21 protein-coding genes are annotated in these 14793 nt (G+C 30.6%); 9 read left to right on the top strand and 12 right to left on the bottom strand.

The window, feature by feature from the left end; genetic code table 11:
- Nucleotides 1–30: 30 nt before the first annotated feature.
- From rpsB to MK115_RS01510, 7 genes are all read right to left on the bottom strand, one after another.
- Complete coding sequence (rpsB, locus tag MK115_RS01540) at nt 31–735, bottom strand: 30S ribosomal protein S2 (protein ID WP_011818259.1); 705 nt, start codon at nt 733–735, stop codon at nt 31–33.
- A 129-nt stretch (nt 736–864) separates the two neighbouring features.
- Entirely contained in the window at nt 865–1776 is a 912-nt protein-coding gene (locus MK115_RS01535; protein ID WP_287608535.1) for a glycosyltransferase family 2 protein, read from the bottom strand.
- A gap of 61 nt (nt 1777–1837) precedes the next feature.
- A complete protein-coding gene (locus MK115_RS01530) occupies nt 1838–1987 on the bottom strand; it encodes an Asl3888 family RNA-binding protein (RefSeq protein ID WP_011376314.1) in 150 nt (49 codons plus the stop codon).
- Nucleotides 1988–2005: 18 nt separating this feature from the next.
- Complete coding sequence (locus MK115_RS01525) at nt 2006–2734, bottom strand: DevA family ABC transporter ATP-binding protein (protein WP_025953735.1); 729 nt, start codon at nt 2732–2734, stop codon at nt 2006–2008.
- A 13-nt stretch (nt 2735–2747) separates the two neighbouring features.
- Entirely contained in the window at nt 2748–3920 is a 1173-nt protein-coding gene (gene devC / locus MK115_RS01520) for an ABC transporter permease DevC (RefSeq protein ID WP_025900458.1), read from the bottom strand.
- Nucleotides 3920–4834: an HlyD family efflux transporter periplasmic adaptor subunit gene (locus MK115_RS01515; protein WP_287608529.1), complete on the bottom strand. Its 915-nt coding sequence runs from the start codon at nt 4832–4834 to the stop codon at nt 3920–3922. The genes devC and MK115_RS01515 overlap by 1 nt, the downstream gene beginning before the upstream one ends.
- Nucleotides 4834–5559, bottom strand: coding sequence for a phycocyanobilin:ferredoxin oxidoreductase (locus MK115_RS01510; RefSeq protein ID WP_287608527.1), 726 nt, complete (start codon nt 5557–5559; stop codon nt 4834–4836). The genes MK115_RS01515 and MK115_RS01510 overlap by 1 nt, the downstream gene beginning before the upstream one ends.
- Nucleotides 5560–5600: 41 nt before the next feature.
- Here MK115_RS01510 and MK115_RS01505 point away from each other — a divergent pair, with 41 nt between their 5' ends.
- Nucleotides 5601–6851, top strand: coding sequence for a M16 family metallopeptidase (locus MK115_RS01505; RefSeq protein ID WP_287608526.1), 1251 nt, complete (start codon nt 5601–5603; stop codon nt 6849–6851).
- A complete protein-coding gene (locus tag MK115_RS01500) occupies nt 6845–8062 on the top strand; it encodes a M16 family metallopeptidase (protein WP_287608524.1) in 1218 nt (405 codons plus the stop codon). The genes MK115_RS01505 and MK115_RS01500 overlap by 7 nt, the downstream gene beginning before the upstream one ends.
- Nucleotide 8063: 1 nt before the next feature.
- Here MK115_RS01500 and MK115_RS01495 read toward each other — a convergent pair whose 3' ends face one another.
- Nucleotides 8064–8273 (bottom strand): NAD(P)H dehydrogenase assembly family protein, encoded by a 210-nt coding sequence (locus tag MK115_RS01495; protein ID WP_025894367.1) that lies wholly within the window; start codon nt 8271–8273, stop codon nt 8064–8066.
- Nucleotides 8274–8380: 107 nt separating this feature from the next.
- Here MK115_RS01495 and ftsH point away from each other — a divergent pair, with 107 nt between their 5' ends.
- A complete protein-coding gene (ftsH, locus tag MK115_RS01490) occupies nt 8381–10294 on the top strand; it encodes an ATP-dependent zinc metalloprotease FtsH (RefSeq protein ID WP_287608518.1) in 1914 nt (637 codons plus the stop codon).
- On the opposite strand, the gene clpP is transcribed toward ftsH, so the two are convergent.
- Nucleotides 10291–10881 (bottom strand): ATP-dependent Clp endopeptidase proteolytic subunit ClpP, encoded by a 591-nt coding sequence (gene clpP, locus MK115_RS01485; protein ID WP_263890449.1) that lies wholly within the window; start codon nt 10879–10881, stop codon nt 10291–10293. The genes ftsH and clpP overlap by 4 nt on opposite strands.
- A gap of 32 nt (nt 10882–10913) precedes the next feature.
- Between clpP and psb29 the strand changes: the two genes are divergently transcribed.
- Nucleotides 10914–11570: a photosystem II biogenesis protein Psp29 gene (gene psb29, locus MK115_RS01480; protein ID WP_287608516.1), complete on the top strand. Its 657-nt coding sequence runs from the start codon at nt 10914–10916 to the stop codon at nt 11568–11570.
- Between the two features lie 140 nt (nt 11571–11710).
- On the opposite strand, the gene petN is transcribed toward psb29, so the two are convergent.
- Complete coding sequence (petN, locus tag MK115_RS01475) at nt 11711–11812, bottom strand: cytochrome b6-f complex subunit PetN (RefSeq protein WP_011376303.1); 102 nt, start codon at nt 11810–11812, stop codon at nt 11711–11713.
- A gap of 116 nt (nt 11813–11928) precedes the next feature.
- On the opposite strand from petN, the gene MK115_RS01470 reads away from it, so the two are divergent.
- Nucleotides 11929–12207 carry a DUF2103 domain-containing protein gene (locus tag MK115_RS01470; protein WP_025922313.1) on the top strand — a complete coding sequence of 93 codons (279 nt, stop codon included), beginning with the start codon at nt 11929–11931 and terminating at the stop codon, nt 12205–12207.
- A 260-nt stretch (nt 12208–12467) separates the two neighbouring features.
- On the opposite strand, the gene MK115_RS01465 is transcribed toward MK115_RS01470, so the two are convergent.
- Nucleotides 12468–12737: a hypothetical protein gene (locus tag MK115_RS01465; RefSeq protein ID WP_032518735.1), complete on the bottom strand. Its 270-nt coding sequence runs from the start codon at nt 12735–12737 to the stop codon at nt 12468–12470.
- 128 nt (nt 12738–12865) lie between these two features.
- Here MK115_RS01465 and MK115_RS01460 point away from each other — a divergent pair, with 128 nt between their 5' ends.
- The 3 genes from MK115_RS01460 to MK115_RS01450 all read left to right on the top strand — a co-directional run bounded on the left by MK115_RS01460 (nt 12866) and on the right by MK115_RS01450 (nt 13953).
- Nucleotides 12866–13303, top strand: coding sequence for a hypothetical protein (locus MK115_RS01460; protein WP_287608508.1), 438 nt, complete (start codon nt 12866–12868; stop codon nt 13301–13303).
- A gap of 81 nt (nt 13304–13384) precedes the next feature.
- A complete protein-coding gene (locus MK115_RS01455; RefSeq protein ID WP_198936888.1) occupies nt 13385–13561 on the top strand; it encodes a DUF8635 family protein in 177 nt (58 codons plus the stop codon).
- A 41-nt stretch (nt 13562–13602) separates the two neighbouring features.
- The gene (locus MK115_RS01450) at nt 13603–13953 is read left to right on the top strand and encodes an alpha-2-macroglobulin (RefSeq protein ID WP_287608506.1); all 351 of its coding nucleotides are present in this window, start codon (nt 13603–13605) and stop codon (nt 13951–13953) included.
- A gap of 313 nt (nt 13954–14266) precedes the next feature.
- Here MK115_RS01450 and MK115_RS01445 read toward each other — a convergent pair whose 3' ends face one another.
- On the bottom strand, nt 14267–14449 hold the full coding sequence (locus MK115_RS01445; protein ID WP_077141475.1) for a hypothetical protein: 183 nt from the start codon (nt 14447–14449) through the stop codon (nt 14267–14269).
- 142 nt (nt 14450–14591) lie between these two features.
- Here MK115_RS01445 and MK115_RS01440 point away from each other — a divergent pair, with 142 nt between their 5' ends.
- A complete protein-coding gene (locus MK115_RS01440) occupies nt 14592–14786 on the top strand; it encodes a hypothetical protein (protein ID WP_011818239.1) in 195 nt (64 codons plus the stop codon).
- The last annotated feature ends 7 nt before the right edge of the window (nt 14787–14793 follow it).

The raw sequence follows: 14793 nt of genomic DNA, 5'->3' as shown, positions 1-14793 counted from the left end.
AATAGTGAATAGTAAGTTTTAAATTGGAATTTAATTTTTTCTTTCGGCATTAGAGCCCTTTCTACCCTCATTTATGGCATCTGCAAGTCTTCCTAAAATAAGTTGCACAGATCTAACGGCATCATCGTTACAAGGAATTGGAACTTCACACAAATCCGGATCGCAATTTGTATCCAACATTGATACTAATGAGATATCTAATTTTCTAGCTTCTAATACTGCATTAGATTCTCTTCTCTGATCAACCAATACAACTACATCTGGTAATCTTCTCATACCCTTAAGTCCACCTAAGTATTTTTGTAATCTTTCAAGTTCTCTCCTTAATACTGCAGCTTCTTTTTTAGGCCTCATTGCTATTGAACCACTACTTTCCATTCTTTCTAGATCCTTTAATCTTTCAATCCTAGCTTTCATTGTTGTCCAATTAGTCAACATCCCTCCAAGCCATCTTTGATTTACATATGCAGCTCCACAGCGTGTAGCTTCCTGAGCTACTACATCTGATGCTTGTTTTTTTGTACCGACAAATAGGAAACGTTTACCGCTTTTTGCAGCGTTTCTCGTCCATTTATATGCATTGTTCATACACAATGCTGTTTTTACAAGATCAATAATATGAACTCCATTTCTCGCGCAATATATATACTTAGACATCTTGGGATTCCAACGTCTAGTTTGATGCCCAAAATGAGCACCAGCTTCCATCATTTCTGATAGTGATACAACAGCCATAATTTAAAAAGGGTTTCGGGTTAGCCTCCATCTGACGGGGAATTAATATTAATAATTCACCCGAAACTGTCAGATGTGTGAAATTTATTTCAACTATCCTAGCAAGTGATGTGTATTTCTAAAAGTTTTTTATCTTGATTTGGTTAACTGTTTAATGTAAATCATATTTAGAGGGATCCTAAGTATCTCAAGTGCAAGTCTATTTCTTCTTATATTTACTAGGAATCTTAATAAAGGAAGGATTCTATCAACACTGATTAGTCCTCCCAAGCAAAGAATTTGCCAAAGTAAATTATGGAGAGGAGTTAATTGAATCATAAATCTAACCCTTAAATTTGGGTGTTTCTTATAAAACACTAAAGCCATTTTTGCTCTCTCTTTTTCTTGAGCTATTAATGAATCTATTTGTTCGCAATTAAATGGCGGATGCCAATGAAAACCTACTGCATTTGGGCATTTAATTAATTTTGTCCCAATTTTTTTTAATCTTTCTCCAAGTTCTAAATCCTCCCAACCGTAAAGACTAAAAGAAGTATCAAATAATCCCACACTTAAAATCAATTCTTTTGATATCGCTACATTCCCAGTAGCAAAGTATGCAAAAGAAGTGTCCATTATTTTATGTTTTTCACTCTGAGGATTTAGAAAATTAGATGTATTGACTACCGAGCCATAGGTAAAACATTTTTTATCATTTTTTCTCCAAGAGGCAAGTAATTTTTCTACGTGGCAATTTATAAAATTGTCTAAAACAATAAGATCACTATCAATGAATATAATAATTTCATATTTTGATTTAATTACTCCCAGATTTCTTCCAAGTGCAGGCCCTCCATGTTCTTGCTGAAATAGAATAACGTGTGGGAGATTAGCTTTGTTTTTATTTATCCATGAGGTTGTCCCATCAGTTGATCCATCATCAACTACTATTACTTCATAATTACTGATATTTGTATTTAATTTTTGATTCTCAAGCGCAAATAGACATTTCTCTAATATAGGTAATCTATTGTAAGTCGGTATAACAATACTTACATTCATGATTATGTCTTAAATATGCATAATATATTGAACTCCAAAAGATAAAAATAAAAGATATTCCCTAATCAGCTGCACCGCCATTATTTGCTGTACCTGTAACGTTTCCACCATCAGGTCTTCCATCAGTTCTTAATTTCCTTTTTTTGAATTTTCTAGCATAGGCTCTATTACGTTCCTGCTTTTCTTTTTTTAGATTCCTTCTCTTAGACATAAAATTTTTAACTTTTAATTATATTAGCTCACTATGAGCACTATATATTTTACCATCTTCCATATTTAATATCCTATCAGCCATATCAGAAATTCTTGGATCATGCGTCACCATAAGTACAGAACAATTTTGCTCTTTTGCTAGTTTCCTTAAAAGGGTTACTATTTCTCTTCCTGTGACGCTATCTAAAGCAGAAGTGGGCTCATCAGCTAATAAAAGTTTTGGGTTAGCAGATAAAGCTCGAGCAATTGCTACTCTCTGTTTCTGCCCACCAGATAAGTCATTTGGCAACTTTTTATGATGTTCTTCTAATCCTACTGCTGACAACCAATTCCGTGCTATTTCACGTCTTTGCAAATATGTTAAACCTTTTATTAAATCGGCGCCCATCTGGACATTTTGTTCTGCTGTTAAACATCTCAGAAGATTGTGACCTTGAAAAATCATTCCAATACTTCTTCTAAGAATCTGACGAGTTTTCCTTGATGCTCCATTTAACTGATTATTTAATACAGTTAAATCTCCACTTTGACAGGTTCTCAAGGCACCAATTAATGTTAAAAGAGTCGTTTTACCACATCCAGAAGGTCCTTTCAAAAGAACCAACTCTCCTTTATCAATATTTAAATTAACGTCATTAAGAACTTGTTTTTTATTCTCATTTTTTCCATAAAAGTGACTCAAATTATTTATTGAGACTGTTTTAAGGTTTTTAACATTATTTTTTGATTTATTAGCTTTAACCATTTATCTTCAATTGTTAAAAAATTTCGGCAGGATCAGCGTCAACTAATTTACGCATCGCAACAGCGGCGGACCCCATACACATAACTAAAACTAATACGAAAATTAAAATAGTTTTATCTGCGTCCATTATTATTGGGAGTTTAGTAGAACTTCTTATAACTGAGTAAAGTATTTGACCAGAGAAATAAGCAGGTAAATAACCAAACAATGCCAACAAAAACCCCTCTCTAGCTACAACAAAGAAAAGGGACTTAAGTCTATACCCCATTGCCAATAAGGTGGCGTACTCTGGGAGGTGATCTGTAACGTCACTATAAAGAATTTGATAAACAACCACACACCCTACAACGAAACCCATCAATGCTCCCAAACTAAATATAAAACCTATTGCAGTACTATTTTTCCAATAATTCTTCTCAAATTCTATAAATTGATTTTTTGTAAGAACCCTAACATCATTTGGGAGTGAGTTATTTAATATCCTTGAAATCAATTCAGGATCAGATCCTTTTTTTAGCTTTACCAAACCAATTTCTATACTGCCAGGAGGATTAGCAGGAAAAAGTCTTAAGAAGGTTTCTCGACTAGTTATCAAATTACCATCTGCACCAAAAGATGGTCCCAACTCCACAAGGCCCTCAACAATTACTCTTTTTCCAGCAACCTCAGTCTCAACTTTTTTTTCAGATAAGAACCATTCTTCAATCGGTCCAAATTCAGGTCTAGATAGTTTGTCAAAAAGAACTCTTGATGGATTTCTCAATTTATAAGCTTTCTTTGAGAATCCCTCATCTAAAAGAAGTGAATCGGAGGGATTAAAACCTAATGCAAGTATTGATCTAGTTTTAAGATTTTCGGGATTTCTCCAAAGTAAATAATTTAGATTAACGGGAGCAGTTTTTTCAACATCCTCTACTGCGAGAGTTTGAATTAATCTTCTTTTTGGGAATCCACTCATGCTTATAGAACTTTTTGATCTGGGACTTATCAAAACAAGATCGGCATCTAGAAGTTTATGAATAGTTACGCTCGTGTCAAATAAACCATCTCTAAAACCTAATTGCATAAACATCAAAATCCCTGCAAAACTGATTCCAGCTATGGCAACTGCTAGCCTTAATGGTTGCCTAGTTAATAACAACCAAGCTAATGGTATTTTTCTAAATTTTAAAAAAGAAAAACTCATTAGGGAATAAATTTTGCAATCACTTTCATTCCTGCATAGTTTTGAACGATATCTATAGAATCTTGATCTAGTTTTACTAGTACCTCGATAATTCGTGAATCAGCATCCCCTGTTGGATCAGTCGATAGAACTTTTCTTTGTTTTACCTGAGGACTAATCCTAATCACCTTTCCCTTAAGATTTTTTTGGAAACCTCCATTCTCACTGCTCAATTCAACATTCTGAGAGATAAAGACTCTATCGATGTCAGATTCATAAACCTCTATCAAAGCTTCCATTTTTTGACTAGAACCAATATCCAAAATCCCTTCATTTTGAGGCCTTTCACCAACTCTCGTGTTTATTCCAAGGATAAAACCATCGATTGGACTCCTTAGTTTTGAATTAAATAGATCTATCTTGATATTTTTTTGATCTCCGATAAGGTTTATTTTCTGTTTTTGCAATTTTAATAATTCATCTTTTCTCTGTGAAAACTCTACAAAAGAATATACATCTTTGCTCAAAGCTAACTCATACCTTTGAATTTGATCTTTCTTTAGGGTAATTTCTTCGTTAATAGTATTAATTAGATTTTCGTTTCTTTCAAGATCAGCGATTAATTTTTCTCCATTTTCAAAGATTGCGAGGATATCACCTTTTTTTACGAAATCCCCTTCATTTACTAAAATTTCGACAATTCGGGGGGAAGAGCCAAACTGACTTATTGGAGCTGCCAATTGTCTAATCTCTCCCGAAGGAGAAAGTTGACCAAGTGCGGCAACAGCTGTAATAGGAGGTATGAAATCTGAAGTTATTTCCTCTTTAAATTTTGAACTAGATTTATTATTTCCAGAACAGGAAATAACACCAAGAGATATTGGTGTAAATAATAAAAAATAAATAAATAAATTTTTTAATATTTTTAATTTCATTAAAAATCGAAGAGTACTGTTTTTATATAGTTATTGACCCATTTTTCATCAAAATATTTTAAAAGAACCATGCTAGTCTTCTCATTTTTCATTTGTTGAACACAATAATTTTTTTGAAAATCTATTCTCTCTTGGATAATTTCCTCATTAACTTCCGGTTTAGCTTTCTTACTTAATTTGATCAAAATAGTGAGGTATTGATCCACAACTCTACAAAAATCATTTTTTTCAGATTTACTTTTTAAGGAAGCAAAAAATACATTATTAGAAAAAATCCCCCCCCATTTAGGAATCTCTCTCAAAGAGGTAAAAGAACTTTTATCAACTTCAGAAAGTAATTTTTCGTATTTCAAACCTTGGTTTTGTGATGCCGGGGATAAATCAACAATGGCAGCAGAAACAATATCATTTATTTTTACCAAATCCATCCCAAAAATTGGGATATCAAACTTTGGATCAGGAAAAAAAACGCAGTGTAATATTTTAAGATTCTTTGAAAATTCTGCTACTTCAATATGTAACTTTCTAAAACCTTTTGCTTTATGAAATTCATTTTCAATATAAAGTTCTCTGCCTATTTCTTTAGATATTATGTTAGTTAGTTTTGGATCAATTTTTATACTCTTAAGGTCCTCAAGCATGGATCTATGCTCTCTAATATTTTGTAATAAATCCAAAATAAGAGGGTCAGTTAATTTTGTTTTAGTTAAAGATTCAGACAACAAGGCTAAAAAGTACCAAAATAGAATTTAAAGAGAGAACCGAAATGAACGTAGGAGATGTTAACTACTACACCCATTCAAGCAAAACTAGATGTGTGTTTGTGGATAATAAAGAATTGCCGCTTATAAGCATTGATATTTGGTGCAAAGCAGGTTCTTCATTTGAGGATGTTGATAAAAACGGCACTGCTCATTTTCTAGAACATATGATTTTTAAAGGATCTAACAAAATAATGCCAGGTGAGTTTGACCATAAAATTGAATCACTAGGCGGATTAAGTAACGCTTCAACTGGTTATGATGATGTACATTACCATGTCTTAGTTCCACCCAGTAACTTTAAAGAATCACTTGCTCTTTTGACAAATATTGTCGTTGCTCCAGATTTTAATCCTGATGAATTTATAAAAGAAAAAGGGGTAGTTATTGATGAAATAAAACAACAAAATGATCAGCCTGAAGAAAGACTATTTAATTATTTTTTGAAAAGGGTTTGGTTAAGTCCGAATTATGCCAATTCGATTCTGGGAACTGAACATAGTATTAAAAACTTAGAGATAAATGACCTTGTGAAATTTCATAGCAAACATTACACTACCGAAAAAATTTGTATTGCAATTGCGGGGAATCTCTCTGAAGAAATTTATAAAATTTTTGAAAAAAGTGATCTATCTGGCATAAAAGAAAGTCCAAATTTAATAAATCTAAAAAATAAACCTTCTTTAAAAATTAGGAATGGTAGAGAGTCAGTTAAGTTTGATAATTTAGAGTTTTCAAGAATATTTATGGCTTGGTTTATCCCAAACCTAAATGATCAAAAAAATATTATTGGACTTGAGATATTAGCATCAATACTCTCTGTTGGAAGAAACAGCAGATTAGTTAAAATTTTAAAAGAAGATAGTAATCTTGTTGAATCGGTATATGTAGATGTAAATGCTGGAGAATTAGGAGGATTATTTATAATGGAAGCAAGTTGTGAGTCCAAAGATATTGATTTAGTAGAAAAGCAAATTAATAAAACAATAGATGAGATCTCAAATTGTAAAGCCTTGGCTTTGGATGAAATAAAAAAAGCAATAAATATTGTGAAAAGTAATTATATCTTTAATTTAGAGACATCTACACAACTCTCTTCATTCTTTGGAAATGAACTTCTTTGGGGGAGAAAATCTTCAATAAATAATTTAGAGAGTCATTTAAAATATTGGAATGACTTGGATAACTTCAAAGAGATCACAGAATATATCCGTGGAGAGAAATTTACATTAGTTGCATCCCCTGGTAAATGTTAAAAAGATATTTTTTAAATAATAAAAAAAGAAATTTTTCAACTGCTTCAATTTGGATTAAAGGGGGGAGTGATATGGATAGTACTGGCAAAAAAGGGATAAACAAGATCCTTTGTTCATTACTTACCAGAGGATGTGAAGGTTTTAACAATTTCACTCTCTCTGAGTATATTGAGTCCTATGGAGCAGAATTAAATCAAGAAATATTTGAAGATGGTATTTCAATAAGTATTAAATCCCTAAATGAACATTTCAGCAAATTATTCCCTTTATTAGATTTAATAATTAATAAGCCAATCCTCTCGGAAACTGAATTTAAAAAAGTAAAAAAATCTTCTATTGATCACATTAAAAAAGATAAAGAGAATCCATTCAATATCTGTTTTGAAAAATGGAGAAAAATTGTTTACTCAAATCATCCTTATGCTTTCAACACAATTGGCAATGCTAATGATGTCTCAAAGATTACCTATGAAGATGTTTTGCTTGAGTTTAAAAATTTAAAAAATAGAGAAAAGTATTTAATTTCAAATAATCCCGAAATAAATGGAGAAAATTTTGGAACATTAGAAAAAAAAATCTTAAAAGAAAAATCAGATCCTTTAAATCATAATTTAAATACTACGAATAGATTTGATTACATTAATAATGATTCAAATCAAACAATAATAATGATGGGGGACCAAACTTGCTCGCGAAGAAGTAGTGAATATTTTCCTCTTAAGGTTTTGGAGTCATATTTATCTTATGGAATGAGCGCTGCTTTATTTAAACTTTTTAGAGAAAAACATGGTATCACTTACGATTTAGGTGTTTATTATCCTATCAGGAGTGGAAATGCCCCATTTTTAATTTATTTATCCGTATCTAATGAGCAAGCACTTTTTGCTTTTGAACTTTTATCAACACTATGGAAAAATTTACTTTTAAATCCGTTGACTGATGCTGAAATATTTTTAGCAAAAGAAAAACTAAAAGGTTCTTTTCTATTAGGAAATCAATCACTAGATGAAATTTTACAGAGAAAGATACAGTTAGTTAGTTATGGTATTTCACCAATTTCTGAGAACGATTTAAATTCAAAAATAGAGGAAATATCTTCGTTAGATATTTTTAAATTAACTAATAAGTATTTTTCAAAACCTTTTCTGAGTATTTCTGGAAATAAAAATATATGTTTAGAAATTTCTAATAGGTGGAAGAAAAACTTTTAGATTAGTTTTTCTCAATCTTATCAATATCTATTAAAAACGAACCTCTCCTAAACTTTACTTCAACAGTATCTGGAGATTTAATTGAAAGGATTTCCCCAATTTCATCAATTGCCACTAGATCAGGTGGTCTTAACATCGGCATATTATCTGAAGTCTTCAAGTAAGAGACTGGCGCAATCAACTTAACCTTATCGTTGATCTCAAATTTCATTTATAAATTAGATACATTAAAGAGTAGTATAAGCATAAAGTTAGAGAAAATATCAACGAAATGCACTGATTCATTCTAGAATCCTAGAATTGACTTTCTACAAATTAATGAATCAAAAATTTAAAACATTAATTTTATGGGCTTTACCTATACTTTTAGTAATAGCACTTTCCTACCAATTTTTATCTTCAAGCAACGTTGATTCGCTTAAATCTAATGGCACTACTGTTGCACCAAGAAATTCAGCGGTAGCAAGAGTTAGTTACGGCAGATTTTTAGATTACATTAATTCAGGAAGGGTTACATCTGTTGATATTTTTGAGGGAGGCAGAAATGCAGTTATAGAGACAATAGATTCGGATTTAGATAATAAAGTTCAAAGGTTGCGTGTAGATCTTCCCGGCTTAACACCAGAACTTATAAATATTTTAAAAAATGAGGGAATTAGTTTTGATGTTCATCCAATAAAAACAGCTCCTCCTGCATTAGGAATTTTAGGTAATTTACTCTTCCCGGCTATCTTAATTGGAGGTTTAATTTTGTTAGCGAGGAGGTCAAATGGTATGCCTGGAGGTCCTGGCCAAGCAATGCAGTTTGGAAAAACTAAAGCAAGATTTGCAATGGAAGCTGAAACAGGAGTTGTATTCGATGATGTTGCAGGCGTTAATGAAGCTAAACAGGATTTGCAAGAAGTTGTCACTTTTCTGAAAAAACCAGAAAAATTTACTTCTGTAGGAGCAAGAATTCCCAAAGGGGTTCTATTGGTAGGACCTCCTGGTACTGGTAAAACCCTTTTAGCTAAAGCAATTGCAGGTGAAGCTGGTGTGCCATTTTTCTCATTATCAGGTTCTGAATTTGTTGAAATGTTTGTTGGTGTTGGTGCTAGTAGAGTTAGAGACCTTTTCAAAAGAGCTAAAGAGAATAGTCCTTGTTTAATTTTTATTGATGAAATCGATGCTGTCGGAAGGCAAAGAGGTGCAGGTATTGGTGGAGGTAATGATGAGAGAGAACAAACTCTCAATCAATTACTTACTGAAATGGATGGTTTCGAAGGTAATAGTGGCATAATAATAATTGCAGCCACAAACAGGCCCGATGTTCTAGACTCAGCGTTAATGAGACCAGGCAGATTTGATAGACAGGTAACTGTAGATGCACCTGATATCAAGGGCAGACTATCAATATTGGAAGTTCATGCAAGGAATAAGAAACTTCAAGAGGATTTAACGCTTGAAAGCATTGCGAGAAGAACACCAGGTTTTACTGGAGCAGATTTAGCAAATTTATTAAATGAGGCTGCTATATTAACTGCAAGGAGGAGAAAAGACTCTATAAGTATCTCAGAAATTGATGACTCTGTAGATAGGATTGTCGCAGGAATGGAAGGTTCTCCATTAACAGATGGTAGAAGCAAGAGATTAATTGCTTATCATGAAGTTGGCCATGCTCTCATAGGTTCACTTGTTAAAGCCCATGATCCTGTTCAAAAAGTGACCGTCATTCCAAGAGGTCAAGCTAAAGGATTAACTTGGTTTACCCCAGACGATGAACAAACCCTTGTTAGCAGGGCGCAATTAAAAGCTAGGATAATGGGTGCTTTAGGAGGAAGAGCTGCTGAAGATGTAGTTTTTGGAGAAGGTGAGATTACAACAGGAGCGGGAGGTGATTTCCAACAAGTTGCTTCAATGGCCCGCCAAATGGTTACTAGATTTGGAATGAGTAATTTAGGTCCGATAGCTTTAGAAAGTGGTAATCAAGAAGTATTTGTTGGTAGAGATTTAATGACTAGAAGTGAAGTTTCTGATTCAATCTCTAAACAAATAGATGAAAGTGTAAGAGTAATGGTCAAGGAATGTTATAAAGAAACCTACGATATAGTAAGCAAAAATAGAGAAGCTATGGATAAGATAGTTGACCTATTAATCGAAAAAGAAACATTAGATGGTGATGAATTTGTAAGTATTCTTTCCAAATTCACCAAAATTCCTGAGAAAGAGAGAACACCTCAATTATTAAGCTAAACTTTTATTGGTTTCTTATCTAACACTAGATCAATTAAACCGTACTCAACAGCTTCGTTTGGGGACATATAAAAATCTCTATCAGTATCTTCTTTGATAGTGTCATAATCCTTTCCAGTTCTTTCTGATAATTCAGTATTTAGTCGTTCTTTTAAGAACAAAATTTCATCTGCTTGAATTCTTATATCACTGGCTTGCCCTCTAGCACCTCCAAGTGGTTGATGAATCATTATTCTTGAATGTCTAAGGCTGCTTCTTTTACCTTTAGTACCTGCCGCAAGCAAAAATGCACCCATACTAGCTGCTAAGCCAACACAAACTGTATGAATGTCAGGCTTTACATGTTGCATTGTGTCAAAGATACCCAATCCGTCATATACTGATCCGCCAGGTGAATTTATGTACATATAAATGTCCTTATCTGGATCCTCTGCCTCGAGGAACAATAATTGAGCAACAATTCTATTAGCAGTTTCACTAGTAACTTGTTCTCCCAAAAAGATTATTCTCTCTCTTAATAGTCTCGAATAAATATCAAAGACTCTTTCACTACCGCCAGATTCTTCTAAAACTAAAGGGATCATAATAATATTTATCTGTTTATTAGATATTAACGATATTGAGTCAACATACGCTAACCTTATTAAGGTTTACATATAAAAAATTGAAAGAAAAATTGACTGTTTCAGATAGCAAAAAGTTATTTCATGAAAAATTTCCTTACGTCATTCCAGGTTTATATAAAAGAATAGTTGATGAAATGCTTGTCGAACTTAATCTTTTGAACCATCAAAATGAATTTACGCAAGATTATCTCTTTTGTGTCGGCCTCACCGAAACATTCAAAGAATTAATGAAAGGATATCAACCTGAAAAACACTTGGATCTACTTTTTGAATCTTTATGCAGTTCTACAAATTTTGAGGCGAAGGAAATTAATGAAATATCTAAAAAGTCTCAAAAAGAATTAAAGGATAAAACATCTAAAGATATTTTAAAATTATTAGTAGAAAAAAGTAATTCTAAACTTTATCCTTCAAGGATTTTGAACTTAGGGATATATATATTAATTTCAAACTCCCAAGATTTCAAAGAGAAAAATGAATCAGATAAAAATAAGATGACCTCTGATATTTTTGAGAAGTTAAGCTTATCTGCTAATAAAGCAGAAAAAGATATTGGAATCTACAAAAGCAGCATATCAAAAATGGAACAAGCAAAAGAATTAATTGAAGAGCTCAGAATTAAGGATAAGAAAAAAAACCAAAAAAAATAATAACTATTTTTTTAATCTTTTTTTATCTTTCCAAGAGACATAGGATATATAAATTACAGCTAATGTTATGAATATGAGTAAAACAAACGATGTTAAGATAAGAAATTTACTTAAATAGACTTCATAAGTTAAAAATGAAATCATATGTCAATGGATCCGTCCCCATTTCTTCCCCAAACAACCATGGCAATTGAAAAAGTAAAAATAGCAGCCAATGCTGCCCAACCTATTTGAAAGATCATTAGAATTTAATCGTTTTTATAAATATAACAGAACTTCAAAATTTTTTAATCATTTTAAAGCTAAAGTTAATTTCTCAGAAACAAAATTTTACCAATAGAATTGTAATAAAAATAAATTGGGAAGATTAGTTTTAAATCATAGTACAAATATAGAAGGTCTAATTCCAATACTTCAAAAATTAGCACTGGAAAATAATATCAAGACAATAACTCCAGCTGTTATTTCAAGAGCCAGGGGAAGATCCTCTAAATTGATAATTAGATTGTCAGTGAAAACTATAAACGGATATAAAGCAATCGCAAGAAAGGGTAATACAGCTCAAGAAGTTTTTATTTCAACAGAGTTAAGTAAAGATGAATTAAAAGAAATCATAGATCTTTATAATAAAAAGTAATTAAATTAAAGGGTATTAGAAAATAGTTAGGAGAGAACAAATGAAATTGGTATTAAATTTTTTTATGTTTTTATTGGCCTTTTTTTCATTTAGTAATAAATCATTATCACTTACTGATTACCAAATAAAAAGATTTTGCGCAAAGGAGAAAAGAGTATCTTTATGTATCAAAAATTTACAAGAGAAAAGATCTGATCTCCAAAAAGGAAAGCTAATTGAAATACCTGTAACCCCTTACAAACGGTAATTAGAAATTGAATTTAAATTTCAAATTCTGATTCGAAAAGATTAAATGCATTTTTATAGCTTGTGAGAAGTTCTTCAGAATTATCAGAAAATCCTTGTCGTTCGTAATCTTCTTTTAATTCATCATATAAGTAAACCACTTTGTTAAAGGCGCTCATATATTCTTTTTGTATGTCTTCATCATCGATATCATAGATTTTTGCCAGTACTAATTCGACATTTTTTTTTGATGAATATATTTTTCTCTCAAAATCTTTATTTAACTTCCTTCTTTTTTTTGCCATTTAAAATTTCTAAATACAGATTAACAATACTCAAATTCATAGATAAATTAAATTAAAACTTATAAAATAAAGATATAGTTTCCAAATCAAAATAAAACCTCTACATTCCAAATAAATCATTGGATGATATGAATAAAAAAGAAACAACTAATCCTAAAGAACTGAAAAACCAAAACTATGAAGCCAAGAAAATGAATACTTCCTCAAACTTAAAGAAAAAGAAAGATAAGGATCTTCCATGGTGGGTAGAGTTATTATTTGTTCAAATAGGATTACCAGATAAATTACTAATAAAAATATTAAAAGCCAAAAAAACATCTAAAGAATTTATTAAAAATGAAAAAAAATCAATAATAATATTTTTGTTTGTAATTACTACATTGGCATATTTTTATCCAGTTATTAAACATGCAAAAAATAAATTAGATTGTGAAGCGATTGCTAAAAATTATATTATTAAAAATAAAAATACAATCGGAATTAATAATAGAGAAATAAAAATGTTATCTACAAATTTTTGTTATGGTGGCGAAGAAATCTATGAAATAGAAAATTTAAAAAATTAAATTTTGAATTATTCTCTATAAATAAGCATCTCAATATTATGATAGTAACTTTAAGTTTAATAAAGTTTAAATTTTATTCCTATGACTGATATAAAACAAAAGAAAGAAAACGTAAAAATGCATTTAAAAGATTTGAGGCAAAACTTAAAGAAAATGCATTTAGAAGTTACGGAAGAATTAATATTACCGAAGCCAGGTGATGTAAAAGACTTGATGAATAAAATGGATAAACTATTAAAATTAATAGAATCAAAATAAACTATAATTTAAATAATTTAGAATCATCAAAAGTTAAAAAAATGAAAATAATAAAACAAGTTTCTATGTTAATTCCGATCGCAATTTTCTTAATTTCTTGTAGGACATCCACTAATAAAGAGTATCCCACAAATAATTTGGAAAAAAATATTGAGGATAATCCTAATTCAGAAAAGAAAAGAATGGAAATAAAGTTTTCTTGTGGAGAGGATGGTATTTCAGAATACTTAGATGATGGATGGAATATTTTAAAAGAAGAATCCCAAGAAAAAATTTGTACCTGGAAATCTGTTCCTGCCACAAAAGATTGCAATATGGAAAAAGATAAAGGATGTAAAATAACAAAGCCAGATAAAATAGGTGAAGAGAAAATTTATTTATTGGAAAAATAAATTTAATATATGACTCCAAAATCAGAACACTTAGTTGATTTAATTTTTAAGAAATTAAAGACCTATAAGAAGAAAAAAATATTTTTAGAAAAAGAAAGTTTGAATAAATTTATTCTTTCACTTTTCAAAGAAAACTGAATGCAGGACTTATTTAACTTAACTGCTATAGTTAAATAAATTTTTTAATTAATATAAATATGGATAATTTTTCATCATTAACTTTTATTCTGTCAGTAATTTTTATCGTAAGTCTTTATTTTTTATTTAGGGTTACTTCTAGTACAAAGAATTAAAAAATATTTTCACATCTTTCCTAGATGATCGGATCATCTCTTAGTAGTAAAACTGTATGCTTATTTAAACCATCATTAATCCATTCTTTATATTCTTCTAGAACACACTTTTTGTCAGAATTATCTAATAAATTAATTCTTTTTTTTGCATTATCTAGTGCCAAATTAATACAGAATTTATAGTCTTTGGATTTTTCTTGCATTTGTTTTTATTGAATCTTAGTAAAAATAATTTCTTATTCTGTATTGAAAATTACAATAATAAGCGTTGATTTAATAAGAGTATCAAGCAATACGGAAGAATTTTTAATATATTTGGGATAATTATTTTTTTATAAAAATCCTATGTCATACGAAGCAGGCAGTAAAGAATGTAGACATTTAATTGAAGCCAAAGAAAGCCTTCTATCAACATTAGATGCGTTAAGTAATATACATTCGACCGATCTAATACAAATCCAAATTAAAGAAATTTACAATAAATTAGAACAGATGCACGATAATAGAAAAAAAATAGAATCAGCTACAAATTATCTTTAATACAATC

Source organism: Prochlorococcus sp. ALOHA_ZT_50 (assembly GCF_022447305.1).
Lineage (GTDB): Bacteria > Cyanobacteriota > Cyanobacteriia > PCC-6307 > Cyanobiaceae > Prochlorococcus_A.
Note: the sequence above shows the minus strand (reverse complement) of the source record. Positions and strands in the feature narration are given on the sequence as shown.

Coding starts and splice junctions, on each gene's coding strand:
- rpsB (WP_011818259.1), bottom strand. CDS start 735: ATGGCTGTTGTATCACTATCAGAAATGATGGAAGCTGGTGCTCATTTT.
- MK115_RS01535 (WP_287608535.1), bottom strand. CDS start 1,776: ATGAATGTAAGTATTGTTATACCGACTTACAATAGATTACCTATATTA.
- MK115_RS01530 (WP_011376314.1), bottom strand. CDS start 1,987: ATGTCTAAGAGAAGGAATCTAAAAAAAGAAAAGCAGGAACGTAATAGA.
- MK115_RS01525 (WP_025953735.1), bottom strand. CDS start 2,734: ATGGTTAAAGCTAATAAATCAAAAAATAATGTTAAAAACCTTAAAACA.
- devC (WP_025900458.1), bottom strand. CDS start 3,920: ATGAGTTTTTCTTTTTTAAAATTTAGAAAAATACCATTAGCTTGGTTG.
- MK115_RS01515 (WP_287608529.1), bottom strand. CDS start 4,834: ATGAAATTAAAAATATTAAAAAATTTATTTATTTATTTTTTATTATTT.
- MK115_RS01505 (WP_287608526.1), top strand. CDS start 5,601: ATGAACGTAGGAGATGTTAACTACTACACCCATTCAAGCAAAACTAGA.
- MK115_RS01500 (WP_287608524.1), top strand. CDS start 6,845: ATGTTAAAAAGATATTTTTTAAATAATAAAAAAAGAAATTTTTCAACT.
- MK115_RS01495 (WP_025894367.1), bottom strand. CDS start 8,273: ATGAAATTTGAGATCAACGATAAGGTTAAGTTGATTGCGCCAGTCTCT.
- ftsH (WP_287608518.1), top strand. CDS start 8,381: ATGAATCAAAAATTTAAAACATTAATTTTATGGGCTTTACCTATACTT.
- petN (WP_011376303.1), bottom strand. CDS start 11,812: ATGATCTTTCAAATAGGTTGGGCAGCATTGGCTGCTATTTTTACTTTT.
- MK115_RS01465 (WP_032518735.1), bottom strand. CDS start 12,737: ATGGCAAAAAAAAGAAGGAAGTTAAATAAAGATTTTGAGAGAAAAATA.
- MK115_RS01460 (WP_287608508.1), top strand. CDS start 12,866: ATGAATAAAAAAGAAACAACTAATCCTAAAGAACTGAAAAACCAAAAC.
- MK115_RS01455 (WP_198936888.1), top strand. CDS start 13,385: ATGACTGATATAAAACAAAAGAAAGAAAACGTAAAAATGCATTTAAAA.
- MK115_RS01450 (WP_287608506.1), top strand. CDS start 13,603: ATGAAAATAATAAAACAAGTTTCTATGTTAATTCCGATCGCAATTTTC.
- MK115_RS01445 (WP_077141475.1), bottom strand. CDS start 14,449: ATGCAAGAAAAATCCAAAGACTATAAATTCTGTATTAATTTGGCACTA.
- MK115_RS01440 (WP_011818239.1), top strand. CDS start 14,592: ATGTCATACGAAGCAGGCAGTAAAGAATGTAGACATTTAATTGAAGCC.